Below are 23,059 nucleotides of genomic sequence, written 5' to 3'. Positions count from 1 at the left end.
CGCGTATGGCCGCGAAGATACTCATCGTCGACGACGAGGTCCGCCACGGGGAGGTGCTGGAGGCAGCCCTCGCCGAGCGCGGCTTCGAAGCCGTTTCCACCAACACCGTCGCCAGGGCGCTCGCCTATTGCGCCAGCCAGCCGGTGGACCTGGTGCTGAGCGACCTGCGCATGCCCGGGCGGGGCGGCAGCGACCTCTTGAAGGCGCTGAAGCAGGAGCGGCCCGACCTGCCGGTCATCATCATGACAGCCTATGCTTCGGTGCGGGGCGCGGTGGATCTCGTCAAGGACGGCGCCTTCGACTATGTGGCCAAGCCCCTCGACCTCGACGACGTGGTCGCCACCATGGCGCGGGCGCTGCGGCTCAAGGCCGTGGAAAGCGAGAATGCGCGGCTGCGCTCCGAGCTGGAGGGACGTTACCGCTTCGACAATCTGGTGGGCGACAGCCCGGCCTTCCGCGACGTGCTGCGCCAAGTCACGGAGGTGGCGCCGAGCCGCGCCAGCGTGCTGCTGCTGGGCGAGAGCGGCACCGGCAAGGAGCTTGTGGCCCGGGCCATCCACTACAACAGCCCACGGCGCGACCTGCCCTTCGTCGCGGTCAACTGCGCCGCCATTCCGGAGACCCTGATCGAGAGCGAATTGTTCGGCCACGTGAAGGGCGCCTTCACCGGAGCCACCGGCGCCCGCGAAGGCCGTTTCGCTGCCGCTGACCATGGCACGCTCTTCCTCGACGAGATCGCCGACATGCCCCTGCCGGTTCAGGCCAAGGTGCTGCGCGCCTTGCAGGAGCAGAGCTTCGAACCTGTGGGCAGCAGCAAGAGCGTATCGGTGGACGTGCGGATCATCGCCGCCACCCACAAGGATCTGCAGAAGGAGATCGCGGCCGGTACCTTCCGCATGGACCTTTACTACCGCCTCGCGGTCTTCCCCATCCCCTTGCCGCCGCTGCGCGAGCGCAGCGACGACATCGTGCTCCTCGCCGACCATTTCCTTGCCGCCGCGGCACGCGACATGGGCAAGCGCATCAAGGGCCTGTCCCCCGAGGCGCAGGCCCTGCTGACGCGCTACCGCTGGCCGGGGAACGTGCGAGAGTTGCAGAACTGCATGGAGCGGGCGGCCATCGTGGCGCGGGGCGATCTGGTGGGTCCCAGTGACCTGCTGCTGTTCGAGGCGACCGGCGAAGCCGATGCACAGCCTCACACGCTCAACGGCGATCTCGACGGCGAGCTGACCCGCATCGAACGCGAATTCGTGCTGAAGGCCCTCAAGGACAGCGGCGGCGTGCAGGCCCGTGCCGCCGAGAAGCTCGGCATTACCGAGCGCAGCCTCTGGCATCGCATCAAGAAGCTTGCGATCAAGATCGACAAGGTGGCTGGAGCCGGCGATGGCTAGGCCGCTTCCCGCACTCCTCCTGATGCTGGCCGTTTCGGCCCCGTCGTGTGGGGCGCAGGCGCAGGACGCCGGCACGGCTTCGTCCACATCCGCCGCAGCCGACGCGTGGATCGTCACGCTTGGCGGCAGCTTCAGTCTGGGGCCGTCCTTTGACGGTGCGCGGACGTTCGGGCCGTTCTTCTCACCCTCGTTCGACATCCGGCGCGCAGACGAACCGGCGACTTTCGGCGCGCCCGACGACAATTTCGGCTTCAGCCTGTTCAATCTCGGCGCTTTCAGCCTCGGCCCGCTCGCGGGCATCCGCGAGGGGCGGCCGAGCGGCGTCCTGCCTGGACTGCCGGGCTATTCCTGGGCGCTGGAGGGCGGCGGATTCGCCGAATACTGGCCAATAGCCGGCATATTGCGGACCCGCGTGGAGGTGCTCCAGGGCCTCGGCAGCTCCGGCGGCCTTGCCGCCAATCTCTCAGCCGATGTCGTGCAGAAGCAGGGCTTGTTCACCTGGTCCATCGGGCCGCGCCTGTCGCTGGCCGACAGCGCGCTGATGCAGACGGAGTTCGGTGTCTCGCCCCTCGCCGCGGCGCTGAACGGCCACATCGCCGCCTACGCGCCCGATGGCGGCATCAAGTCCGTCGGCCTCACCTCGTCCCTGTCCTATGAGGTGTCGCCGGACTGGACGACGACCCTCTACGGCAGCTACCAGCGCTTGGCGGGCGCCGCAGCGGCGAGCCCCGTGACGACACTGTCCGGAAGCCCCAACCAGATCACCATCGGGGTGGGGTTCGAGCATTCGTTCGTGTTGGGGCCTTGAGACGCAGCTTCGCGTGCGGTCTCCTGACGGGCGGGACACAGCACTAATCCTGGATGGTGTCCGCGAAGGCCCGGGCGAAGCGGACGGCGAGGGCGCGGGCGTCGGCCTGGAGTTGCTCGGGGCTCTTGGGAGCGGCCGCGCTGTTGCGGACAGGAATCTCGAGCGTGAGGCTGCCGCCGCCGCTGTCCTGCTCGCGCCAGATGACCCGGGCGAGGACGTGCTCCGCGTCGAGCGACTGGAAAACGATGTGGAGGCCCTTGTTCATGCGATCGAACGCCTTTCTTGCCGGAGGCACGGCGTGCGACGCGCCGCTCGCGTGCGATCGCGCGAAGGGGGCCGGGGCGCCGGCCGATGGTGGGCCCTAGAAGTCGGACGTGGACAGGCGGTGGAAGCTCTGCCGCCGCCGCGCATACACACCGCTTGCGGCGCGCTCGATCCGCTGCCGGTTGGTGTCGAAGGTGCGCAGGGAGGCCGCCTCGTCCTGGCCGCTCTGGGGACTGAACCGCGTCAGCACATCGGCGTCGAGGTGGAACGCGATCTCGAACGCGGAATCGTGGCCCCAGAAGGTCACGCAGCGCCTGACGGGATCAAAGACGCGGCTCGCGTTGGGAAACTGAAGGGTCATGGAAGCCTCCTGTTTGCGGCCCGTCCGTCAAAGGAGGAGCGCGTCCGTCGAAGGAGCTTCACGCGCCCTCGCGGATGTCTGCTGGTCCTTCAACACGGCGGCATCGAGTTCGGCGGCATTCACCGAAAGACACTTGCTTCGCCCCGGAGGCGCCGCGAGGGCGGGCGTGTGCAGCATCGTCGCCATGCGCCGGTAGGCCAGGAATGAGACGCCGAGAAGCTGCTCCTCGTCGATGACGAGACGGTAGGTTCCCGCCGGGAGGTCGCCGTCCGTATCGCTGAGGTGGAAGGCGTGATCGAACGTGACCGTGGTTTCACGGGTGCGGACGTTCATGACAGCACCTCAGCCCTTCTTCTTGGGCGGACCCAAGGATACGGGGGACCCCTTCACGAACGATGTCGGCGGCTCGGGCACCTTGACCTTCTTCGGCTTCTTGGTTTCGCGATTGCCGCGCATCTGTCCTTTGGCCATGGCCGTCTCCTCTCGGGCACGTGGGTCGATCCTGCCGGCGAAACGAAAAACGCCCTGCGACCATCAAGGGCCACAGGGCGTCGGGCGCTCTGCTCGGCAAAGGAATGGCACATCACCACCGGAGCTGCCGGTACATCCGCGGTCAGCCTTCGGCAACAATGATCAGTCCGGCAGTCCTGAAAGACTCGGGCTGCCGGCCATCAGGTCAGCTCAGATCCTTGAGCATGTCCGCGGACATCTTCCCGCTCTTGCGATCGGCGACGAGCTCAAAGCCCACCTTCTGGCCTTCGCGCAGCTCGCCAAGGCCGGAGCGCTCGACAGCGCTGATATGGACGAACGCGTCATTGCCGCCCGCATCAGGAGCGATGAATCCAAAGCCCTTCTGGGCGTTGAACCACTTCACGGTTCCCTCAGTCATGGGAAACCCTCTCAATTTCGATAATTAGCTCACCGGCCCATGGCCAGTCGTCGACATCGCATTTTCTGGCGAGAATTTCTGGATGGGCGCAAAATACAAATCTGCGCAAAACCAATTGATCAGGCTTTGTATCGACCGGATCACTATGCTCCGATATTCGCGAGTGTGCAACATTATTTATACGTCAATCAATTCAACAAGGCGGTAGCCCGCCCATGTGCTAAGCTGATGGCCCAGCCCCCTTTGAGCAGACCTGACCTCAGGCTCGCCAGGTGCGCTTTTGTTTGCGCAGCCTGGCCAGACGCTCAAGCGCGGCAGAGCCCCACGGAGCGCCCTTGATCCCTCTCCAGATCCGCCACACCACCACCTATCGCTTCCATCGGCCGGTGACCTTCGGACCGCATCGACTGATGCTCCGCCCCCGGGAAAGCCGCGACCTTCGGGTGACGTCGAACCAGCTGTTGCTGACCCCCGCGGCAACGGTGGACTGGGCTCAGGATGTCTTCGGCAACGCGGTCGCCACCGCAAACTTCTCGACGTCCGGCGATCAACTGGTCATCGAGAGTACGACAGAACTCCAGCTCGATGCCGTGCCGTGGCCGGTGTTCGCCATCGCGGGCACTGCCACGTCCTTTCCGTTCAGCTATTCCGCCGACGAATGGACCGATCTCGGCGCGCTGGCGGTCCCCCAGTTTCCCGATGCCAGCGGACGGTTGCGGAGCTGGGCGATGGGCTTCGTTCGGGGGAATTCCACCGACACCCTTTCGCTGCTGAAGGATCTGAGCGCCGGCGTTTCCCGGCAGATCTCCTATCAGAGCCGCGACGAGGAGGGCACGCAATCGCCGACGGAAACCCTCGATCGCGGCTGGGGCTCCTGCCGCGATTTCGCGGTGCTGTTCGTGGAGACGGTCCGCAGCCTCGGCTTCGGCGCGCGCATCGTGTCGGGCTACCTTTACAACCCGGCCGGAACTTTCGTGGGGTCTCAGGGCATGGGCTCCACCCATGCATGGGCGGAAGTGTTCGTGCCCGGAGCAGGCTGGATTCCGTTCGATCCCACCAATCGCAGCATGGGCGGGTTCAATCTCATCCCGGTCGCAGTGGTGCGCGACATCCGCCAGGCCATTCCGGTGCAGGGCAGCTTCGTCGGGGACAGCTCCGCCTTCGGGGGCATGACGGTGGACGTCCACGTCACGTCTTGACGGGACGGGGCGCCGCGGCGGGGGGAGGCGCGCTGATCGCCGACAAGGTGATCCACCGCATGGCCCCAATCGCCTGACGAGAGAGGCGCGTAACAAAAAAAGCGCCCGCCGTGTGGGGCGGGCGCCGTGTCTCTCCGGATCGCTCAGTGGTCCAGATCGCCCTGGGCGAAGAAGTGCTTTCGGATCTCCTGGGTGTAGCGGACGAACCGGCCTTCCCCCATCACCGAGAGGTCGCGCGGGCGGGGCAGGTCGATGTCGTAGATGGCCTCGATGCTGCCCGGCCGGCTGGACATGACCACCACCCGGTCGGCGAGGAATACCGCCTCCGGGATGGAATGGGTAATGAGCAGCACGGTCTTGCGCGTCTCGTACCAGATGCGCTGCAACTCGGCGTTCATCTTCTCCCGCGTCATGGCGTCGAGCGCGCCGAAGGGCTCGTCCATGAGCAGCACTTCGGGATCGTGCACCAGCGCCCGGCAGATGGCGGCGCGCTGCTGCATGCCGCCGGACAGCTCCCACGGAAAGCGCTCCTCGAAGCCGTCGAGGCCGGCGGTGTGGAGGAGGCGCGCCGCCGCCTCGCGATAGGCGGCGACGGGCCGCCCGCGCATCTCCACCTGCAACAGCACGTTGTCGCGCACCGTGCGCCAGGGCAGCAGCACCGGGCTCTGGAACACCATGCCCACCCCGTCCGGCGGCTGCGTCACCTTCACGCCGCCGATGGTGATGGTGCCGCTGGTGGCCGGCAGAAGCCCGGCGACCAGCTTGAGCAGGGTGCTCTTGCCGCAGCCCGAGGGGCCGACGATGGCCACGAACTCGCCCTTCGAGATGTTGAGATCGATGGGCTTGAGGGAGGGCACCGCGCCGCCGCGCGTCTTGTACGTCTTGGTGAGGCCGGAGATGGCGATATGGGTGCCGGAGGCCTCGGCGCGCGGGGCGAGGGTGTCGATCCTGTGCAGGGCAGCGCTCACGGAAGGAACTCCAGCGTGAAGTAATCCTGCGCCTTGCTGCGCGCGGAGGGGTCGAGGCCGCCGTACTGGGTGAGGATCTCGAGGCTCTCGTCCATCAGCGCCGGGTTCATGCGGAAGGGGCGGGTGCTCTTGTCGTCGGAGGCGCGGTAGAGCGCCTGCGAATATTGCAGGCTGCGCAGCTGCGCGTCCGGCAGGCCGATCTTGGGATAGGCCTCCATGAGGATGTCGATGGCGGCCTTGGGGTTCTTCTCCGCCTCCTCCACCGCGCGGGTGGTGGCGCGCATGAAGCGCTTCACCATGTCGGCGCGCTTGGTGAGGGTGTCGGTGTTGGCGACGATGCCGAGGGAGACGAGGTTCACCCCCGCATCGGTGTAGCGCAGCATGGTCACAGGCTTGTTCATGATATCCGGCAGGCGCGCGCCCTGCTCGGTGGTGAAGCCGATGAGGCCGTCGGCCTGGTTGTTCACCACGGCGTTCAGCTTGGCCTGCGCGTCCGCCGCCACCATCTTCACCGCGCCTTCGGGGATGCCGAGCTTCTTCAGATACAGCGGCCAGATGGGCGTCACGGCATCGCCGGGCGTGAACATGATGGTCTTGCCGGGCAGGTCCTTCGGGCCATTGATCTTGCCCTCGGGGGCGACCACCGCGCCGGGCGTGCGCTGGAGCAGCACGCCGATGGTCTTCACCGGCGCGCCCTTGGCCACCGCCTTGATCATCACGCCGATGTCGGCGAGGCCGAAGGTCGCCGTGCCGGCGCCCACCGCCTGGATGGTCACCGCCGAGCCGCGGCCTTCCTGGATGTCGAGGTCGATGCCTTCTTCCGCGTAATAGCCCTTCTTGAGGCCGAGGATGAAGGGAGCGTGCTCGCCATAGACGTACCAGTTGAGCATCAGCACCGCCTTGTCCGGCGTCTTCTCCGGTGTCTTGCCCGCCTGCGCGGCCGCCGGCAGCGTGGATGCCGTGGCGAGGCCGAGGGCGAAAGCGCCGGATAACAGGTGCGTGGCGAATGTCCTTCGAGAGATCTTGCGCGAGATCATGGTTTCCTCCACCGGTTTTTCTGGTTTTGCTTGGGTCGTCGTGGTGCGTCTTTGCTTGGGGCGTCTCTCGCTTTCGTCATGCCCGGGCTTGTCCCGGGCATCCCCGTCGGGCCGATGGGACCGAAGCCGGGCGGGTGCTCCCGGCCTTTCCACGTGGATGGCCGGGACAAGCCCGGCCATGACGGCCGTTTATTTCCCGACCAACGGCGGGAGGGCGCGAGCCCTCACGTCCCGCTGTTGGGGTCCGGCCTGCGCGAGGCGTGCCAGGGGATGAGGAAGTGCTCGATGGCATCGAGCGCCATGAAGAGGATCACACCCATCATGGAGAGCACAAACAGGGCCGCGAACATGAGCGGCAGGTCGAAATTGCCGTTCGCCACCTGCAGCACGTAGCCGATGCCCGAGTTGGAGCCGACGAACTCGCCCACCACCGCGCCCACCACAGCGAGCGTGATGGCGACCTTCAGCCCCGAGAAGATGCCGGGCAAGGCATGGGGCAGGCGGATGCGGATGAAGGTGCGCAGGCCCCCGGCGCGCATGGAGCGGGCAAGGTCGATCATCTCCTTGTCCACGCTCTTGAAGGCGAGCACGGTGGAGACCACCACCGGAAAGACGCCGAGCAGGAAGGCGGAGATGATCTTCGGCAGCACGCCGAAGCCGAACCACACCACGAACAGCGGCGCCACCGCGATCTTCGGCACCGACTGGGAGAAGACGAGGAGGGGGTAGAGATAGCTCTCCACCGTCTTCGAGGAGGCGATGAGCATGGCGAGCGGTATGCCCACCAGCGCGCTCAGGGCGAAGCCGCCCAGCGTGGCGGTGAGGGTGGGCATCGTCTCGCGCAGCAGCATGGGCCACTGGGCGATGACCTGCTCGATCACCAAGGTCGGCGCGGGGATGAGATAGGGCGGAATGCGCAGCAGGCGCACCGCCAGATCCCACCCCACCAGGATCACCGCAACCAGGATGAGCGGGCGGATGGCATCCATGCTCATGAGCTTGGACAGCACGTTGGCCCGCGTGGACTGGACGAGAAGGGTGTCGGTCATGGCATGCCTCCTCAGACCACGGATTGGCGCTGCTCGCCGAGGCGGGCGATGCCGAGGCGCACCTCCTGCCCGCGGGCGAGATAGACCTGCGGCTTCAGCCCCAGCCCCACCCCTGCCGGCGTGCCGGTGATGATGAGGTCGCCGGGCTCCAGCGTCATGAAGCGGCTGACGTAGGAGACGATCTCCGCCACCTTGAAGATCATGTCGCTGGTGGAGCTGTTCTGGCGCATCTCGCCATCCACCGAGCACCACAGATCAAGGGCCTGCGGGTCGCCCACCTCGTCCGCCGTCACCAGCCAGGGGCCGATGGGGCAGAAGGTGTCGTGGCTTTTGCCCTTGGTCCACTGGCCGCCGTGTTCCAGCTGGTGGGCGCGTTCGGACACGTCATGGGCGATGCAATAGCCGAACACATGGTCGAGCGCGTCCGCCTCGGACACCTTGCGGGCGGTGGTGCCGATGACGACGCCCAACTCCACCTCCCAGTCGGTCTTTTCCGAGCCCTCCGGCAGGCGGATGGCATCAAAGGGGCCGCAGAGCGAGGTGGTGGCCTTCATGAAGAGGATGGGCTCTTCGGGAATGGGCAGGCCGCATTCGCGGGCGTGGTCGTGATAATTGAGGCCGACCCCCACGATCTTGCCGATGCCGGTGAAGGGCGGTGCGAGGCGCACCTCCCCCTCCACCACGGGCAAGGAAAGCGGGTCCACCGCCTTCAGCGCGTCGAGGCGGGCGGGATCGGCGATGAAGGCGGCGTCGATGTCAGCAACGACACCGGAGAGGTCGCGGACCGTGCCGTCGGCGGCGAGGAGGCCGGGCCGTTCGGCGCCGGCCGCGCCATGGCGCAGGAGCTTCATGGGGTGAGCCTTTCGGGAATGCGGGTGTCCGCAGTTGCCGCCACCGGCGCGGCGACGGGCCGGCGCAGGTCTGCGGACTGGATGCGGTTCTCCAGCCAATAGAGGCCGGGATTGATCTCGCTGGCGCCCTCGGTCATCAGGGCGTCGAGCCGGCGCCCGGCCACCTCCGCCTGGTCGCGGTCGAGGGCTTCGATGGTGAAGAGATATTGCTGGCGCCCGGGCCCGCCGGAATAGATGCGGCGCTCGGCCGTCATGATGCCGGAAATGGCCTCGTCCACCTCATAGAGCCCGCCCGACAGTGTGCCGGACGTGTCCTCCGCCACCACCGCGCGGACCATTCCCGCCAGCGTCGCGGCATCGGCCTTATGGTCGAAGCGACGCTGGAGGATGTAGGGGGCATAGCCCCCCGCGCGGCCCACCCGGCAATGGTTCCGATAGAGCGAGCGCACCGGATTGCGGAAGTGGGTGAGGGACTCGCTGGTCCAGGGCGTGGGGCGGTTCAGCGCGGCGAGATAGGCCGGGCTGCCCAGCACCTCGGGACCATCCGTGACATAGCACATGAAGAAGCGCGGGCTGCCGTGGACGGCGCGATAGCGCCGCCCCTCGATGAAGCCGGGAATCCCCACCCGCTCCGGCATGTGCTCGCAATTGTGCCATTCCTGATAGCGCAGCTCGTAGTCCGCATCGATGTCGGCCCAGAAGCCCATGAAGCCGAGGGCCGGGCTGGGGGCGGGGTGGGGATCTTCGCTTGTCATGGCGCCGGCCCCTCAGAAGAGGCCGTCGCGGACTTCGTACCGCGTGGGCTTGCCGTAGATGGCGCCGCCCTTCTCCACCCAGTGGGCCACCCAGTCGATCATCCGGGCCAGCGGCACGTTGGGATAGCCGAACAGGCGCTGGGCCTGGTAGGTGCTGTTGGCCCAGCCGGTGGGCTCCTCCTCGCCCTCGAAGATGGGCGCCTTGCCGAACTTCTCGCCGAAGGCATGGGCGATGGCCCGCACGCTCGCCTGCTCCGGCCCGCCGATATTGATGGGGCTGGTGGGCACCGTGCAGTGCTTCAGGCAGCGCAGGATCTGCGCGTTGGAATCCCCCTGCCAGATCACGCTGGCATGGCCGGTGCGGATGGGGATCGGCTCGCCGCGATGGACCCAGCTGGCGATGTCGTGCAGCACGCCATAGCGCAGGTCGATGGCATAGTTCAGCCGGGCGAGGCGGCCCGGCGTGCCATGCACGTGGGAACCATATTCAAACGCCCGCTCGCGACCGACGCAGGAGTTCGCATAGTCCCCCACCGGGCGCGGCTGCACCCGCTCGTCCCAGCCGTTATGGGCGACGACGCCGAACGGATAGACGCACAGGGTCGAGAAGGCGACGATCCGGCTGTCGCGGAAGTGGGAGGCGACGGTCGCGGGCACCATGGTGTTCATGGCCCAGGCGAAGGAGGGGTCATCATTGGTGCCGAACTTCTTGCCGGCCATGTAGACCACGTTCTTCACCTTGGGCAGTTGCGCCACCGCCTCCTGATCCAGCAGGTCGCAGCGGATGGTCTCGATGCCGAAGCCCTCCAGCTCCTCCTTGGACCCAGCCTCCGAGAAGCGCGCCACCCCGATCACCCTTTTCTCCGGCGCCGCGCGCTTGGCCATGCGGGCGAGGGAGGGGCCGACCTTGCCGGCGACACCCAGAACGATGATGTCCCCGTCCAAAGTGGCGAAGTCGTCCACCAGCCCCTGGGTGGGACGGGAGACCAGCTCCTCGAGCTGCTCCTCGGTCTCGATCAGGTCCGGCACGGTGTCGAAGGTCAGGCGTTCACTCACGAATCCGCTCCCATTTTTGCTGACAGGCCTCGAATGGCACCTGAACGGTGGGGTGAACCGCACCGAACCGGGGCCTGAACCGCACCGAACATGGAGGGGTTCGGGTGCCGGCCTGCTCATTTATTGGGTAACGCCGTTACCCATATCTATAGGGCTAGATTCGTCCAAAGTCGGAGTCAAGCGGGTATTTTCAGAGGAAGTCCGCTGTTTCAGCGCCTATCTGGCCTTGCCACGCTCGAAATCATGGATAACATCGTTATCAGTGAAGGCGTGGTGCGTCGAAGGGTAGATGAGATGGCGAAAGTTGCGGCCGGGGCCCGTCCCGAAAAGATCGACGAGACCATCGTCTCCGTGGAGCGCGCCTTCGACATCATCGGGATGCTGGCCGATTCCGTGGATGGATTCCCCCTGGCCGAGATCGCGCGGCGCCTGGACCTCAACAAGGCCATCGTCTCCAAGCTGTTGAATACGCTGGAGTCGCAGATGCTGGTGTGGCGCGACGAGCGGGCCCAGCGCTATTACCTCACCTACCGCATCAGCAATCTCGGCCTGCGCCACCTCCAGACCAGCCGGCTGCTGGACCAGTGCTCCGCCGCGCTCCGCCAGCTGGCGGAGGAGACCGGCGAGCTGGTGCGCCTCGCCATCGTCGAGCCGGGCGGGCAGAGAATCGTGTGGGTGCAATCCTTTGCGGGCAGCAAGAGGTCGCTGCGCATCGATCCCAACTACACGCTGGAGATCGGCCTCCACACCCATGCCACCGGCAAGGCGTGGCTCTCGACCCTGCCCTTTGCCGATGCGCTCAAGCTGTTGATGCATCAGGGGATAGAGGCCTCCACCGCCTACTCCAAGACCTCCATTTCCGACATCCGCGCGGAGCTGGAGGAGGTGGCGCGGCGCGGCTTCGCGCTGAGCTATGAGGAGAACGAGCTGGGCGTGGGCGCCGTGGCGGCCCCCATTCTTGCCTCGACCCTCGGCGGTGCGCCGGAATGCGTGGGCGTGGTGAGCCTCGCCGCCCCCACCAACCGCATGAGCCGGGCGGATCTCGAAAGCTGCGGCTCCTTCGTGATGGCGACCACCCGCCGCCTGGGCGAGACCTGGCCGCTGGAGGCCCGCGCCCGCAGCGGCGCCTTCCCGCGCATGGTGGAATAACCACCTCAATTCAAAGGATAAAATCATGGGAGCGAACGCGGCGCCGCGTATGCGGCTGGCCGAGGCGAACCTGCGCGAGCGCGCGGCGAAGCTGCGGATGCCGTTCCGCTTCGGCGTCGCCACGCTGCGAGAGGTCCGGCAGGCCGAACTGACGGTGCGGATCGAGGCGACGGACGGGCGCGGCGCGGTGGGGATCGCTGCCGAATGCCTTCTGCCCAAATGGTTCGACAAGAACCCCGCGCTCTCCGACGACGACAATGTGGAGCAGCTGCGCACGGCGCTGAAGATAGCGCTGGATCTCTATTCCGGCCTGCCCGCCGACACCCCGTTCGGCCTCTCCGCGGCGGTCTATCGGGAGCAGCAGGCGCGCTGTGCCGCGCTGGGCCTCAATCCGCTGGTCGCGTCCTACGGTCCGGCACTGGTGGACCGGGCCATCCTCGACGCCACCGGGCGGATGCTGGGGATGTCGTTTTCGCAGATGATCCGGGGCAATGTGGCGGGTATCACCGTTAGCTCCGGCCTGACGGAGGACCTCCAGGGCTTCGACATCGCCCAATTCCTGGGCAATCTGCGGCCGCAGGATACCATCGGCGTGCGCCACACGGTGGGCATGGTGGACGCCCTCACGGCCTCCGACCCGCTCGAAGGTCCGGCCGATGGCCTGCCACAAACCCTTGAGGATGTTGTCAAAACCTACGGCTGCCGCTTCTACAAGCTGAAGGCGGGCGGCGACATCGCCGCCGATCTCGACCGCCTCACCCGCATCGCCGCCGTGCTGGATGCCGGCCCTGCCCAGTATCACGCCACTTTGGACGGAAACGAGCAGTATTCGGACGTGGACGGCATCGTCGAACTGTGGCGGCGTATGTCGGAAACACCAGCCCTTTCAAGGCTTTGCGCCTCCACCCTCTATATCGAGCAACCCATCCGCCGCGCCGTCGCGCTGCACCGGGAGGTGGGGGCATTGGCCGCCCTCAAGCCCGTCATGATCGACGAATCGGACGCCACACTGGATGCCTTTCCCCAGGCTATCTCATTGGGATATCAGGGTGTTTCCAGCAAGACCTGCAAGGGCTTCTACAAATCCATCCTCAACGCCGCCCGCATCGCCAAGGCCAATGCGGAGTTGGGCGAAAGCCGATTTTTCCTTTCCGCAGAAGACCTTTGCACCTGGGCCGGCATCAGCACCCAGCAGGACCTCGCCCTCGTATCCCTCCTGGGCCTCACCCATGTGGAGCGCAACGGCCACCACTACCTCGACGGCATGTCCTTTGCCCCGGAGGACGAGCAGGCCGCCTTCCTCGCCGCCCACGCCGACCTCTATCACCGCCCCCCTGGCGGGCCTGTCCGCCTCGCCGTCGCCGATGGGGCCGTGCGGCTGAAATCGCTGGATTGCCAAGGCTTTGCGGTGGGCGTCCCCCCCGTCATGGGTTGATGCGGCCCCCCGACTGGAGGGGCCGCAGCAGTTTCACGTTCGCCCCGGCCCGCGCGTCAGCCGTCCAGTGAGGTGGTCCCCGAAATCCGGACAGGGAGTTAAGCTTGGTTCGGCCTGACGGAAGGACGAGCCCGATGACCGGGAAGAGGAAGCGTTATTCAGCGGATTTCAAGGCGAAGGTGGCCCTGGAGGCGCTGCGCGGGGAACAGACGGTGGCCCAGCTGGCAGCGAAGCACGGCGTCCACCAGACCATGATCAACGCTTGGAAGAAGCAGGCCGTCGAAGGGATGGCGACGGTGTTTCCGGCAAGGCGGAAGCGGCCGATGCTGCCCGTGAGAGCGAGATCGACCAACTCCACGCGAAGATCGGCCAGCTTGTGGTGGAACGGGATTTTTTGCGTCGGGCTTCCGGGCGCTGAGCGTGAGGGCGAAAGGCGACATGATCGAACCGGATCACCCTCAGCTGCCGATCACACGCCAGTGCGCGCTGGTCGGCATCAGCCGGTCGGCCTTCTACGGCGGCCCGCGCACCGAAAGCGCTGAGAGCCTCGCCTTGATGCGGGCGATCGACGGCCAGTTCCTCGAGACACCGTGGTACGGCTCGCGACAGATGGTCCGCCATTTACGCCGGGAGGGGCACGAGGTCGGGCGCAAGCGGGTGCGGCGCCTCATGGCCCGCATGGGCCTGGCCGCCATTTACCAGCGACCGAAGACCACGGTGCGGCACCCGCAGCACCGCATCTTTCCCTATCTCTTGCGGACCATGACGATCGACAAGCCAGACCAGGTCTGGTGCGCCGACATCACCTACATCCCGATGCGGCGCGGGTTCCTGTACCTGGTCGCCATCATGGACTGGCACAGTCGCAGGGTCCTGTCCTTAGGATTGCGCACGCAATCCGTCCCGGATTGCTATGGCGCCTCTCCAACACCATGGAGGTGGACTTCTGCATCGAGGCGCGGGAGGAGGCCTTGTCCCGGTTCGGGCGGCCGAGCATCTTCAATACCGACCAGGGAAGCCAGCTCACCAGCCCGCGGTTCACCCAGGTGCTGCTGGACGCCGGCGTACGGCTTTCCATGGATGGCCGCGGCCGGTGGATGGACAACGTGTTCATCGAGCGCCTCTGGCGGTCGCTGAAATACGAGTGCATCTACCTCAACGCCTTCGAAACCGGTTCCGAGACGCGGGCCGGGATCGGCCGATGGATCACCTACTACAATCGTACGAGGCCCCACTCGGCTCTCGGCGGCAGAACGCCGGAGGAGGTCCACATGGCCTGCGACGGCATCGACATGGCGGCGTGACACACACCAGAACCAAGCTTAGCGAAGCCGCCAAAATGTCCGGCGAATGGGGACCACCTCAGTGGCGCGGAAGCCATGGGCCGTGACTTCGTCCTTCGCGTAGCCCAGGCGCCGAAGAGCGGCATTGAGGGTGTTCTCGCTGATCTGGCGAAGGACGGTCCGCACGGAATGAAATGGGAGCTTACCGCGACCAGTGATCGCGTGCAGCTCGCGCAGGATTTCAATAGCCTGTCGAGGAAGTGGGCTGCGATGGGGCCGCCGCATCTTCATGCGAGATGCAGGGATCGTCCACTCTCCCTTCTCCAGATCGAATTCGCTCCACTCCGCCATGCGCAGTTCACCTGGCCGTGGAAAGAGGATGGGCATAAGCCGAAGAGCCGCGCGCGTGGTCGGTTGCCCATCGAAGCTATCAATCGCGCGGAGCAACGCGCCAAGACCCTTCGGATCCGTGATGGCTGCGCGATGCGTTACGGTCGGCCCAGTAAGTGTGCCCTTGAGCGCATAGGTCTGGTCGTTCTCGGCACGGGTAGTGGCAATGGCATATCGGAAGACGCAGCCGATCGTCGCGCGCTGGCGCTTTGCCGTCTCGTGATTTCCTCGTTCGTCGACCGATTTCAGGACTTTGAGCACTTCGGCAGCTGTGATTTCCGAGATCGGACGCGTCCCAAGCTCGGCGCGCGCGATGCTGAGCAGTCAAGTCACCTTGGCGATCATCCGAACCGGCCTTGTGCTCCCGCTCCGACAGTTTCACAGGGTTTGGCTGGGGCTTCGCAGTGCGGACAGCAACGTCCGACAGGGGCATCGTGTTAGCATCCGAGTTTGTTGGCAGTCGCCGATGCCAACAAACTCGGATGCCAACAGACGACCATCGACGCCCCGCAACGCTCGGGGCCGGGCACCGGTTGATTTTGTTCTATTTTTCGACGCCGATCGACGTCAGTAGATGGTCGAATGGTGCGCGGAAGGGCGCCGCATTAAGTCAATAAGTGCTTTATATCATTCTAATTTATAAAATGCGAAATTGAACAATACCCCCAAATATACCCCCAATTCCGCGCAGTGCAGTTCTGATGGGCTTATCCACAGGGGAGTGCGCGCGCCCTTTTCCGGGCATTATGCACGAGCGTCGCTTATCGCTCCAGGTGCCAAAGATGGTCCGCATTCCAGAGGCCAATCGGATCGAGTTTCTGCTCGATCTGGAGTTCCCAGAGGTGCGCGATCCCAAAAATCGCCTAGAAGACGGCCGAGTCCAGCTGACGAAAGAGCGGGCGGTCCAGTACCGAGCTTTGAAGGGGGAACTGGAGGCCCTGCCGGAAACGGAGCTGCAAAGCCGATACAATAAGGCCTATCGCGAACTCCAGGCCAAGCATGACGCCGAAACCGAAGCCGGTCGGTCATTCAATCTGCGATCGGCAAAGGCGGATCACGCCTATTGGTCTAGAATGCCGCTCTGGACACTTGAGGAAGCCGTAGCGTTGAGCCTCGACCGCGCACCCGAAGTGGTGAAATGGTCGGATGTGAGAGGTTACGTGCGATCGTCCCCGTTCGCCTTCCAATTTTCCCGTCGGCGGGAAATGGTCGAGCGCGCCGCGGTGGCGAGAGATCTGTCGTTTCCCATCCGCCCTCTCGATTTCGTCCAATGGGCACGCGCGCACGACATTGGGCTTCCCTCTGCGCTTCACGCTGCCCCCGATCCCGCCGAGGATTGGCGAGCCGCCCACGCCGCCGAGACAGAGCAGCAAAACGCCACTCGCGCCGAGATGGAGCGCCTGAAGGCCGAGATTGACAACACCAGCGCGACCAAGGCCCTCTCTCAGCGGGAGCGATCGAGTTGCCTGAAGCTCATCATCGGCATGGCAGTGAAGAAGTATCGTTATGACCCGGCTGCCGCGCGCGGCCCTGCACCGTCAAACATAATGAACGACTTGCACGAGCTGGGCATCGACATCGACGTCGATACGGTCCGCAAGTGGCTGAAGGAAGCCGCCGAGGAACTGCCCCCCTCGCAAACCGAATAGCACCGGCCGAAGCCGAATTCGGTTTCACGTTCGCCGCGTTCGGCCACCGCCCGCGCTGGCCTTTCTAGGTCTTGGTCCCATCGCAACGGATCGAGGCCCACCATGCTGCACAACCGCCCTCTCCCCGACACCGGCTTCCTGCGACTGTCCGCCATCCTCGGCCCCGCCGGCCCCATCCCCGTGTCCAAGTCCACCTGGTGGGAAGGGGTCCGCACCGGGCGCTACCCCAAGCCCCTGAAGCTCGGCCCGCGCGTCACCGTCTGGCGCGTGGAAGACATCCGCGCCCTGATCGAGACGGGCGCGCGCTGACGATGGCGATGAGCCGGATCAACCCGCGGCGTATCCATATGCATCTGCCTTATACGGTGGAGCAGGTGGCGGATGCCCTGAAGGTCCACAAGAACACGGTGCGCCTGTGGATCAAGCAGGGCCTGCCGGTGGCCGACGCGCACCGCCCCGCGATCCTCGCAGGTGCCGACGTCCGCACCTTCCTCTGCGAGCGCCGGGTGTCCCGCAAGCGCCCGACGGGACCGGGACGCTTCTATTGCTTCCGCTGCCGCGAGGCTGTCCGCCCCGCCGGGGACATGGTCGATCTGGTGCCGCGCACCGACCGGCTCGGCGCCCTCCAGGGGCTGTGCCCCAACTGCGGTGCGCTCATGCACCGGGCGGTGGCCATGGCGCGCTGGCGGACGGCTGCGGGCGATCTGGACGTGAAGATTTTGCAGGGGCCATCCGCGCGTAACCGAGATGACAATCCCCATGCTCAATCATGACTTGAGAGAGACCGAAATGCCCAGCCCGAAATCCAGGCGCCCGAATGAGCGGATCAAGCGCAAATATCTCGATTTCCAGCGCCTCGCCCTTGGCCGCAGCGATGCCTCTATCTCCGCTACGGCTGAAGCACTCCATCGCTTCGAGCATTATACATCCCACCGTGACTTCAAGCGGTTTCACATCGAGCAGGCCAAGGGTTTCCGCGACCACCTCGCCAAGGCGGTGAACGCCCGCACCGGTGAGAAGCTCAGCGCCGCCACCGTCACCTCGATCCTGACGGCCCTCAAGCGGTTCTTCGCGTGGCTCGCCATGGAGCCGGGCTATCGCCGGGTGTTGACGCCGGCCGACGCGGATTATTTCACCCCCACCGCGCGCGACACCCGCACCGCCACCGCGCGCCGCGACCGTCCCGTGCCCAGCCTTGAGCAGGTGCGGGCGGTGCTGGAGCGGATGCCGGCGGAAACCGACATCGAGAAGCGCGACCGCGCGCTGATCGCCTTCCTCATCCTCACCGGCGCCCGTGACGGCGCGCTCGTCACCTTCAAGCTGAAGCACCTCGATGTGGCCGCGAGCCGGCTGGAGCAGGACGCTCGCGACGTGGCGACCAAGCGAGCCAAGACCTTCACCACCTTCTTTTTCCCGGTGGGCGACGACATCAAGGCCATCGTCGCCGAATGGGTGCGGTTCCTGCGGACCGAGAAGCTCTGGGGCGAGAATGATCCCCTGTTTCCCGCCACCGAGACCGGCATCGATGCCGCCGGTGGCTTCCATGCGGTAGGGCTGGCGCGGCAGCATTGGACCAGCGCCGGTCCGGTCCGCAAGGTGGTCCGCGCCGCCTTCGAGGCGGCGGGCCTGCCCTATGCCAACCCGCACAGCTTCCGCAACACCCTCGTGCAACTCGCCTACAAGCTCCAGCTGCCGCCTGAAGCCTTCAAGGCGTGGTCGCAGAATCTCGGCCACGAGGACGCCCTCACCACCTTCACCAGCTATGGCACGTTGCCGGTGCATCGGCAGGGGGAGGTGATGCGGGGGATTGGGGAGGGGCGGGAGATCGCAGAAGGGGAGATCAAGGCAGCCATTGCAACGCTGGCGAAGCTAAGGCGGTAACAAGATGCCACAGGAGCGGTCCTTGAATGGTCACTGAATGGCAGACACCCCGCATACCATTTCCAAAGCGCACCGTTGCCTTATCGGCCAAATTGGCCAAACTGCACATTGAATGTTCGGAATCGCGCCATGAAAATCCTGAGCGCCAAAGACGCGAAGTACGGCTTCGGCCGACTTATCGACATGGCTCGCGCCGAACCGGTTTTGGTCGCTAAGCATGGTCGGCCAGTCGTAGTGGTGATGGCAGTTGAGGAATATGAGAGATTGAAAGTCGGCTACGTGGGTGGCGAGGACAGGAATTTGACCAAGAGCAAGGCAACCCATCCAACCGGCACTGAAGAGAACTGAGCTGCATTTATGGCAATGGTCACACCCGAGCGCGATCTAGAAGCGACCTTGGTCAACAAGCTCCGCGATCTTAAGTATGAGCATCGTCCGGACATTCGCGACCGAGCAACTCTCGACCAAAATTTCCGTTCGAAATTCGAGGCTCTTAATCGCGTCAGCCTCACCGACTCCGAATTCGCCCGCCTGATCGACGAGATCGTCACGCCGGATGTCTTCACTGCCGCCCGCATCCTTCGTGAGCGCAACAGCTTTACACGTGATGATGGAACGCCGCTCAACTACACCCTCGTCAACATTAATGACTGGTGCAAGAACTCGTTTGAGGTGGTCAGCCAACTTCGCATCAATACGGACAACAGCCATCATCGGTACGATGTCATTCTGCTGATCAACGGCGTGCCGGTCGTTCAGATCGAGCTGAAAGCCCTCGGCATAAGCCCACGCCGTGCCATGGAGCAGATCGTCGAATATAAGAACGACCCCGGAAACGGTTATACAACGACAATTTTGTGCTTCCTTCAGCTTTTCATCGTCAGCAACCGCGATAGAACATTCTATTTCGCGAACAACAATTCGCGCCACTTCGCCTTCAACGCTGAAGAGCGTTTCCTGCCGGTCTACGAGTTCGCCGACGTCGACAATAAGAAAATTGTCCATCTCGATAGTTTCGCCGACACTTTTCTCGTCAAATGCACGCTCGGCCAGACCATCAGCCGATATATGGTTTTGGTCGCAAGCGAGCAGAAGCTCCTGATGATGCGGCCGTATCAGGTTTACGCGGTGAAGGCGATTGTCGACTCCATCGCGCAAGACTGCGGCAATGGCTACATCTGGCACACCACCGGCAGCGGCAAGACGCTGACTTCCTTCAAGGCGTCAACGCTGCTGAAGGATAATCCCGACATTGAGAAGTGCCTCTTCGTCGTGGACCGTAAGGATCTGGATCGGCAGACGCGCGAGGAGTTCAACAGGTTCCAAGAAGGCTGCGTCGAGGAAAACACCAACACCGCATCCCTGGTGCGCCGCCTTCTTTCGGACGACTACACCGACAAGGTCATCGTCTGCACGATCCAGAAGCTAGGTCTCGCGCTGGACGAAAACAGCAAGCGCAACAAACAGCAGAAGAAGGACGGCAAGAAGAGCTTCAAGGAACAGCTGGAGCCCCTGCGCGACAAGCGCATCGCCTTCATCTTTGACGAATGCCACCGATCGCAGTTCGGCGAAAACCACAAGGCAATCAAGGAGTTCTTCCCGCGCGCCCAGCTTTTTGGTTTCACCGGAACGCCCATCTTCGATCAGAATGCGGCCCAGCAGAAGATCGAAGACACGCAGGCCAGCATGAAGACGACGGAAGATCTATTCCAGCAGCGCCTTCACACCTACACGATCACGAATGCCATCGACGACGGAAACGTCCTTCGGTTCCACGTCGACTATTTCAAGCCGCAAGGCAAGACCATGCCCAAGCCGGGAGAACCTCTGGCCAAGCGGGCGGTGATCGAGGCGATCCTCTCCAAGCATGACCAAGCCACCGGTCAGCGGCGGTTCAACGCCCTACTCGCCACATCGTCGATCAATGATGCGATTGAGTATCACGCCCTCTTCGAGACCGTGCAGGTCGACAAGCTGGCGGCCGATCCCAGCTTCCGGCCTCTGAACATTGCCTGTGTTTTTTCCCCACCTGCCGAGGGCGATCCTGATGTCAAGCAGATCCAGGAGGATTTGCCGACAGAGAAGGCAGACAACGAAGACGAACCGGAAAAGAAGAAGGAGGCGCTGAAGGCCATCCTTGCCGACTACAATGCCCGCTACGGCACCAACCACACGACCGGCGAATTCGACCTGTATTATCAGGACGTGCAGAAGCGCATCAAAGACCAGCAATGGCCGGATGCCGACCTGCGCAAGGCTTACCCCAATCAGCCGCACCACAAGATCGACATCACGATCGTCGTCGACATGCTGCTAACTGGCTTTGACTCCAAGTTCCTGAACACCCTCTACGTCGACAAGAACCTGAAGCATCATGGTCTGATCCAGGCTTTCTCGCGCACCAACCGCGTGCTGAACGCCACTAAGCCCTATGGCAACATCCTCGACTTCCGCCAGCAGCAGGGGGCCGTCGATGCCGCCATCGCGCTGTTCTCGGGCGAGGCTGCTGCCGACAAGGCCCGCGAAATCTGGCTGGTGGACAAGGCCCCTGTGGTTATCCAGAAACTGGAAAGCGCGGTGCAAAAGCTCGACGCCTTCATGGGGTCGCAAGGGCTCAGCTGCGCACCTGAGGAAGTGCCCAACCTCAAGGGCGACGCGGCCCGCGCGGCGTTCATCGAGCATTTCAAGGAGGTCCAGCGGCTCAAGACCCAGTTGGACCAGTACACAGACCTGACGGACGAGAACCGCAGCACAATCGAACAGGTCCTGCCCCGCCAGAGCCTTCTTGGTTTCCGCGGAGCCTATCTGGAAACAGCCCAGCGCCTTCGGGCTCAGCAGGGTAAGGGTGCGGACAAGCCGAGCCAGGAAGCGGACCAGCTCGATTTCGAGTTTGTCCTCTTTGCCTCCGCCGTCATCGACTACGACTATATCATGGGCCTGATCGCCCGCTATTCCGAGGCGACCCCCGGCAAGCAGAAGATGAGCCCCGAGGAGCTGATCGGCCTGATCCAGTCCGACGCCAAGTTCATGGACGAGCGCGAGGATATCGCGGCCTATATCAACACCCTCAAGGCGGGCGAGGGCCTAAGCGAAAAGGCCATCCGCGAGGGCTACAGCCGCTTCAAGGCGGAGAAGAACGCGGCGGAGCTGGCAGGCATTGCGGGCAAGCACGGTCTCGCCGCCGAGGCGCTTCATGACTTCGTCGATGGCATCCTGCAACGGATGATCTTTGATGGCGAAGCGCTGACGGATTTGATGGAGCCCCTAGGCCTAAATTGGAAAGCGCGCCGGGTGAAGGAGCTGGACCTTATGGCCGACCTGATGCCGCTGCTGCTGAAGCGCGTTGGTGGCCGCGAGATTTCGGGGCTGAGCGCATATGAGCAGTGATGTGAAATCGTCTGCCGCGACTGTCCGTGGGGCGCCCCTGGTGCCCCAGCTGCGGTTTCCGGAGTTTCAGGAAGCGGGGGCGTGGAAACTAAAGCGGCTTGGTCGTTTTTTGTCCGAAAGCCGCCTTCCCGGCAGCAAAGGAGACGTCGCGAGGAAGATCACGGTTCGGCTTTGGGGCGGCGGCGTATTCGCAAAGAACGAGGCAGTTCAAGGCAGTGCAAACACACAATACTTCGAGCGTAAAGCTGGGCAGCTGATCTATAGCAAACTCGACTTCCTCAATCAAGCATTCGGGATTATCCCCGACGAGCTCGATGGTTATGAGTCGACTGCGGACTTGCCATGCTTTGACATCTCCTCGGACCTTAGCCCAGCGTTCATTCTCGAATATGTGAAACGGAAAGGCTTCTATCGGAGGGTCGGGGAGGCAGCGGACGGGAGTCGCGTAGCGAAGCGCATCCACCCTGAAATTTTTCTTGCGTCTGAGGTCACGCTCCCACCGCTGCTGGAACAACGGAAGATCGCCGACTGCCTAGCGTCTGCAGACGCGCTGATCGCCGGGCAGGGGCAGAAGGTGGAGGCGCTGAGGGCCTACAAGAAGGGCCTGATGCAGCAGCTTTTCCCCCAGGAAGGCGAAACCCACCCCCGCCTCCGCTTCCCCGAGTTCGAGGGAACGGGTGAGTGGAAGGAGGTTCGCCTCAGCACGCTGGGCAACCTTGTTTCCGGACTAACTTACAGCCCTGATGACGTTCAGGAGGAGGGCCTTTTGGTCCTGCGCTCGTCAAACATCCAGGGCGGGAAAATCGATCTGAAGGATTGTGTCTACGTTGACCCGAACATAATGGCAGCGAACCTTTCGAGACCGAATGACATTCTGGTTTGCGTTCGGAATGGTTCAACAGCCTTAATCGGCAAGACGGCTCTCATTCCAGACGAAATGCCGCTCTGCACCCACGGCGCATTCATGACCGTTTTCCGCTCCAAGGCGCCGAAGTTCGCCTTTCAGCTTTTTCAGACTTCGAGATATCAGAAGCAGGTCGCTGCCGACCTTGGGGCGACTATCAATTCAATAAATGGCTCGCAGTTCCTTCAGTATAAATTCTTTGTTCCAAAGCCCCCGGAACAACAGCGCATCGCAGACTGCCTCACCTCCCTCGACGACCTCATCGCCGCCGAGACCCGAAAGCTCGACACGCTCAAGACCCACAAGAAAGGGCTGACGCAGCAGCTTTTTCCAGAGTTCGGAGAGGGTTGACC

The 23,059-nt window shown here is 64.1% G+C and carries 24 protein-coding genes and 1 pseudogene; 13 read left to right on the top strand and 12 right to left on the bottom strand.

All coding sequences use genetic code 11. The annotated features are described in order from the left end of the window. The first annotated feature begins 5 nt into the window (after window positions 1-5). Both V5F74_RS10540 and V5F74_RS10535 read left to right on the top strand, forming a co-directional pair. Complete coding sequence (locus V5F74_RS10540; RefSeq protein WP_024281175.1) at window positions 6-1,391, top strand: sigma-54-dependent transcriptional regulator; 1,386 nt, start codon at window positions 6-8, stop codon at window positions 1,389-1,391. After that, entirely contained in the window at window positions 1,384-2,199 is an 816-nt protein-coding gene (locus tag V5F74_RS10535) for a MipA/OmpV family protein (RefSeq protein ID WP_394007875.1), read from the top strand. The genes V5F74_RS10540 and V5F74_RS10535 overlap by 8 nt, the downstream gene beginning before the upstream one ends. A gap of 43 nt (window positions 2,200-2,242) precedes the next feature. Here V5F74_RS10535 and V5F74_RS10530 read toward each other — a convergent pair whose 3' ends face one another. From V5F74_RS10530 to V5F74_RS10510, 5 genes are all read right to left on the bottom strand, one after another. After that, window positions 2,243-2,464: a hypothetical protein gene (locus V5F74_RS10530; protein WP_029555021.1), complete on the bottom strand. Its 222-nt coding sequence runs from the start codon at window positions 2,462-2,464 to the stop codon at window positions 2,243-2,245. Window positions 2,465-2,560: 96 nt separating this feature from the next. Beyond that, window positions 2,561-2,824 carry a DUF1488 family protein gene (locus V5F74_RS10525; protein WP_024278067.1) on the bottom strand — a complete coding sequence of 88 codons (264 nt, stop codon included), beginning with the start codon at window positions 2,822-2,824 and terminating at the stop codon, window positions 2,561-2,563. Window positions 2,825-2,851: 27 nt separating this feature from the next. Beyond that, the gene (locus V5F74_RS10520) at window positions 2,852-3,157 is read right to left on the bottom strand and encodes a hypothetical protein (protein WP_051678712.1); all 306 of its coding nucleotides are present in this window, start codon (window positions 3,155-3,157) and stop codon (window positions 2,852-2,854) included. A gap of 9 nt (window positions 3,158-3,166) precedes the next feature. Further along, window positions 3,167-3,295 (bottom strand): hypothetical protein, encoded by a 129-nt coding sequence (locus tag V5F74_RS10515; protein ID WP_394007872.1) that lies wholly within the window; start codon window positions 3,293-3,295, stop codon window positions 3,167-3,169. Window positions 3,296-3,500: 205 nt separating this feature from the next. After that, window positions 3,501-3,713 carry a cold-shock protein gene (locus V5F74_RS10510; protein ID WP_024278065.1) on the bottom strand — a complete coding sequence of 71 codons (213 nt, stop codon included), beginning with the start codon at window positions 3,711-3,713 and terminating at the stop codon, window positions 3,501-3,503. Between the two features lie 335 nt (window positions 3,714-4,048). On the opposite strand from V5F74_RS10510, the gene V5F74_RS10505 reads away from it, so the two are divergent. Beyond that, window positions 4,049-4,912, top strand: a complete 864-nt coding sequence (locus V5F74_RS10505; RefSeq protein ID WP_029555024.1) for a transglutaminase family protein — start codon at window positions 4,049-4,051, stop codon at window positions 4,910-4,912. A 143-nt stretch (window positions 4,913-5,055) separates the two neighbouring features. On the opposite strand, the gene V5F74_RS10500 is transcribed toward V5F74_RS10505, so the two are convergent. The 6 genes from V5F74_RS10500 to V5F74_RS10475 all read right to left on the bottom strand — a co-directional run bounded on the left by V5F74_RS10500 (window position 5,056) and on the right by V5F74_RS10475 (window position 10,628). Then, window positions 5,056-5,880 (bottom strand): ABC transporter ATP-binding protein, encoded by an 825-nt coding sequence (locus tag V5F74_RS10500; RefSeq protein ID WP_394007870.1) that lies wholly within the window; start codon window positions 5,878-5,880, stop codon window positions 5,056-5,058. Continuing rightward, complete coding sequence (locus V5F74_RS10495) at window positions 5,877-6,917, bottom strand: ABC transporter substrate-binding protein (RefSeq protein WP_394007868.1); 1,041 nt, start codon at window positions 6,915-6,917, stop codon at window positions 5,877-5,879. The genes V5F74_RS10500 and V5F74_RS10495 overlap by 4 nt, the downstream gene beginning before the upstream one ends. A gap of 224 nt (window positions 6,918-7,141) precedes the next feature. Beyond that, a complete protein-coding gene (locus tag V5F74_RS10490; RefSeq protein WP_051678713.1) occupies window positions 7,142-7,966 on the bottom strand; it encodes an ABC transporter permease in 825 nt (274 codons plus the stop codon). An 11-nt stretch (window positions 7,967-7,977) separates the two neighbouring features. Continuing rightward, window positions 7,978-8,817 (bottom strand): fumarylacetoacetate hydrolase family protein, encoded by an 840-nt coding sequence (locus tag V5F74_RS10485; RefSeq protein WP_394007865.1) that lies wholly within the window; start codon window positions 8,815-8,817, stop codon window positions 7,978-7,980. Further along, the gene (locus V5F74_RS10480) at window positions 8,814-9,572 is read right to left on the bottom strand and encodes a hypothetical protein (RefSeq protein WP_394007864.1); all 759 of its coding nucleotides are present in this window, start codon (window positions 9,570-9,572) and stop codon (window positions 8,814-8,816) included. Before V5F74_RS10480 ends, V5F74_RS10485 begins: the two co-directional genes overlap by 4 nt. 12 nt (window positions 9,573-9,584) lie before the next feature. Beyond that, on the bottom strand, window positions 9,585-10,628 hold the full coding sequence (locus V5F74_RS10475) for an NAD-dependent epimerase/dehydratase family protein (protein ID WP_394007862.1): 1,044 nt from the start codon (window positions 10,626-10,628) through the stop codon (window positions 9,585-9,587). 294 nt (window positions 10,629-10,922) lie between these two features. On the opposite strand from V5F74_RS10475, the gene V5F74_RS10470 reads away from it, so the two are divergent. From V5F74_RS10470 to V5F74_RS10460, 3 genes and pseudogenes are all read left to right on the top strand, one after another. Continuing rightward, window positions 10,923-11,777, top strand: coding sequence for an IclR family transcriptional regulator (locus V5F74_RS10470; RefSeq protein WP_024278050.1), 855 nt, complete (start codon window positions 10,923-10,925; stop codon window positions 11,775-11,777). A 25-nt stretch (window positions 11,778-11,802) separates the two neighbouring features. Then, window positions 11,803-13,212: a mandelate racemase gene (locus tag V5F74_RS10465; protein ID WP_394007860.1), complete on the top strand. Its 1,410-nt coding sequence runs from the start codon at window positions 11,803-11,805 to the stop codon at window positions 13,210-13,212. 134 nt (window positions 13,213-13,346) lie between these two features. After that, window positions 13,347-14,516 (top strand): annotated as a pseudogene (locus V5F74_RS10460) (IS3 family transposase). Window positions 14,517-14,534: 18 nt separating this feature from the next. On the opposite strand, the gene V5F74_RS10455 reads toward V5F74_RS10460, so the two are convergent. Further along, the gene (locus V5F74_RS10455; RefSeq protein ID WP_394008894.1) at window positions 14,535-15,200 is read right to left on the bottom strand and encodes a tyrosine-type recombinase/integrase; all 666 of its coding nucleotides are present in this window, start codon (window positions 15,198-15,200) and stop codon (window positions 14,535-14,537) included. 467 nt (window positions 15,201-15,667) lie between these two features. Here V5F74_RS10455 and V5F74_RS10450 point away from each other — a divergent pair, with 467 nt between their 5' ends. The 7 genes from V5F74_RS10450 to V5F74_RS10420 all read left to right on the top strand — a co-directional run bounded on the left by V5F74_RS10450 (window position 15,668) and on the right by V5F74_RS10420 (window position 23,057). Next, the gene (locus tag V5F74_RS10450) at window positions 15,668-16,534 is read left to right on the top strand and encodes a hypothetical protein (protein ID WP_394007858.1); all 867 of its coding nucleotides are present in this window, start codon (window positions 15,668-15,670) and stop codon (window positions 16,532-16,534) included. A 102-nt stretch (window positions 16,535-16,636) separates the two neighbouring features. Next, on the top strand, window positions 16,637-16,843 hold the full coding sequence (locus V5F74_RS10445) for a helix-turn-helix transcriptional regulator (protein ID WP_394007856.1): 207 nt from the start codon (window positions 16,637-16,639) through the stop codon (window positions 16,841-16,843). A 38-nt stretch (window positions 16,844-16,881) separates the two neighbouring features. Then, window positions 16,882-17,307 (top strand): hypothetical protein, encoded by a 426-nt coding sequence (locus V5F74_RS10440; protein WP_394007854.1) that lies wholly within the window; start codon window positions 16,882-16,884, stop codon window positions 17,305-17,307. A 16-nt stretch (window positions 17,308-17,323) separates the two neighbouring features. Next, window positions 17,324-18,415, top strand: coding sequence for a tyrosine-type recombinase/integrase (locus tag V5F74_RS10435; RefSeq protein WP_394007852.1), 1,092 nt, complete (start codon window positions 17,324-17,326; stop codon window positions 18,413-18,415). 129 nt (window positions 18,416-18,544) lie between these two features. Beyond that, the gene (locus V5F74_RS10430; protein ID WP_394007851.1) at window positions 18,545-18,763 is read left to right on the top strand and encodes a type II toxin-antitoxin system Phd/YefM family antitoxin; all 219 of its coding nucleotides are present in this window, start codon (window positions 18,545-18,547) and stop codon (window positions 18,761-18,763) included. Between the two features lie 9 nt (window positions 18,764-18,772). Continuing rightward, window positions 18,773-21,802, top strand: a complete 3,030-nt coding sequence (locus tag V5F74_RS10425) for a type I restriction endonuclease subunit R (RefSeq protein ID WP_394007849.1) — start codon at window positions 18,773-18,775, stop codon at window positions 21,800-21,802. Next, entirely contained in the window at window positions 21,792-23,057 is a 1,266-nt protein-coding gene (locus V5F74_RS10420) for a restriction endonuclease subunit S (protein WP_394007847.1), read from the top strand. The genes V5F74_RS10425 and V5F74_RS10420 overlap by 11 nt, the downstream gene beginning before the upstream one ends. Window positions 23,058-23,059 lie beyond the last annotated feature (2 nt).

This window comes from Xanthobacter aminoxidans, assembly GCF_043193615.1.
Classification (GTDB): Bacteria; Pseudomonadota; Alphaproteobacteria; order Rhizobiales; family Xanthobacteraceae; genus Xanthobacter; species Xanthobacter aminoxidans.
The sequence above is the reverse complement of the archived record's forward strand: the minus strand, read 5'-3'. Positions and strand labels throughout refer to the sequence as shown.

What these genes read in the sequence shown, in the direction of transcription:
- V5F74_RS10520 (WP_051678712.1), bottom strand. Translation starts at nt 3,157, where the DNA reads ATGAACGTCCGCACCCGTGAAACCACGGTCACGTTCGATCACGCCTTC.
- V5F74_RS10530 (WP_029555021.1), bottom strand. Translation starts at nt 2,464, where the DNA reads ATGAACAAGGGCCTCCACATCGTTTTCCAGTCGCTCGACGCGGAGCAC.
- V5F74_RS10510 (WP_024278065.1), bottom strand. Translation starts at nt 3,713, where the DNA reads ATGACTGAGGGAACCGTGAAGTGGTTCAACGCCCAGAAGGGCTTTGGA.
- V5F74_RS10425 (WP_394007849.1), top strand. Translation starts at nt 18,773, where the DNA reads ATGGCAATGGTCACACCCGAGCGCGATCTAGAAGCGACCTTGGTCAAC.
- V5F74_RS10420 (WP_394007847.1), top strand. Translation starts at nt 21,792, where the DNA reads ATGAGCAGTGATGTGAAATCGTCTGCCGCGACTGTCCGTGGGGCGCCC.
- V5F74_RS10450 (WP_394007858.1), top strand. Translation starts at nt 15,668, where the DNA reads ATGGTCCGCATTCCAGAGGCCAATCGGATCGAGTTTCTGCTCGATCTG.
- V5F74_RS10465 (WP_394007860.1), top strand. Translation starts at nt 11,803, where the DNA reads ATGGGAGCGAACGCGGCGCCGCGTATGCGGCTGGCCGAGGCGAACCTG.
- V5F74_RS10445 (WP_394007856.1), top strand. Translation starts at nt 16,637, where the DNA reads ATGCTGCACAACCGCCCTCTCCCCGACACCGGCTTCCTGCGACTGTCC.
- V5F74_RS10525 (WP_024278067.1), bottom strand. Translation starts at nt 2,824, where the DNA reads ATGACCCTTCAGTTTCCCAACGCGAGCCGCGTCTTTGATCCCGTCAGG.
- V5F74_RS10440 (WP_394007854.1), top strand. Translation starts at nt 16,882, where the DNA reads ATGCATCTGCCTTATACGGTGGAGCAGGTGGCGGATGCCCTGAAGGTC.
- V5F74_RS10515 (WP_394007872.1), bottom strand. Translation starts at nt 3,295, where the DNA reads ATGGCCAAAGGACAGATGCGCGGCAATCGCGAAACCAAGAAGCCGAAG.
- V5F74_RS10435 (WP_394007852.1), top strand. Translation starts at nt 17,324, where the DNA reads ATGCCCAGCCCGAAATCCAGGCGCCCGAATGAGCGGATCAAGCGCAAA.
- V5F74_RS10490 (WP_051678713.1), bottom strand. Translation starts at nt 7,966, where the DNA reads ATGACCGACACCCTTCTCGTCCAGTCCACGCGGGCCAACGTGCTGTCC.
- V5F74_RS10540 (WP_024281175.1), top strand. Translation starts at nt 6, where the DNA reads ATGGCCGCGAAGATACTCATCGTCGACGACGAGGTCCGCCACGGGGAG.
- V5F74_RS10485 (WP_394007865.1), bottom strand. Translation starts at nt 8,817, where the DNA reads ATGAAGCTCCTGCGCCATGGCGCGGCCGGCGCCGAACGGCCCGGCCTC.
- V5F74_RS10495 (WP_394007868.1), bottom strand. Translation starts at nt 6,917, where the DNA reads ATGATCTCGCGCAAGATCTCTCGAAGGACATTCGCCACGCACCTGTTA.
- V5F74_RS10430 (WP_394007851.1), top strand. Translation starts at nt 18,545, where the DNA reads ATGAAAATCCTGAGCGCCAAAGACGCGAAGTACGGCTTCGGCCGACTT.
- V5F74_RS10535 (WP_394007875.1), top strand. Translation starts at nt 1,384, where the DNA reads ATGGCTAGGCCGCTTCCCGCACTCCTCCTGATGCTGGCCGTTTCGGCC.
- V5F74_RS10470 (WP_024278050.1), top strand. Translation starts at nt 10,923, where the DNA reads ATGGCGAAAGTTGCGGCCGGGGCCCGTCCCGAAAAGATCGACGAGACC.
- V5F74_RS10480 (WP_394007864.1), bottom strand. Translation starts at nt 9,572, where the DNA reads ATGACAAGCGAAGATCCCCACCCCGCCCCCAGCCCGGCCCTCGGCTTC.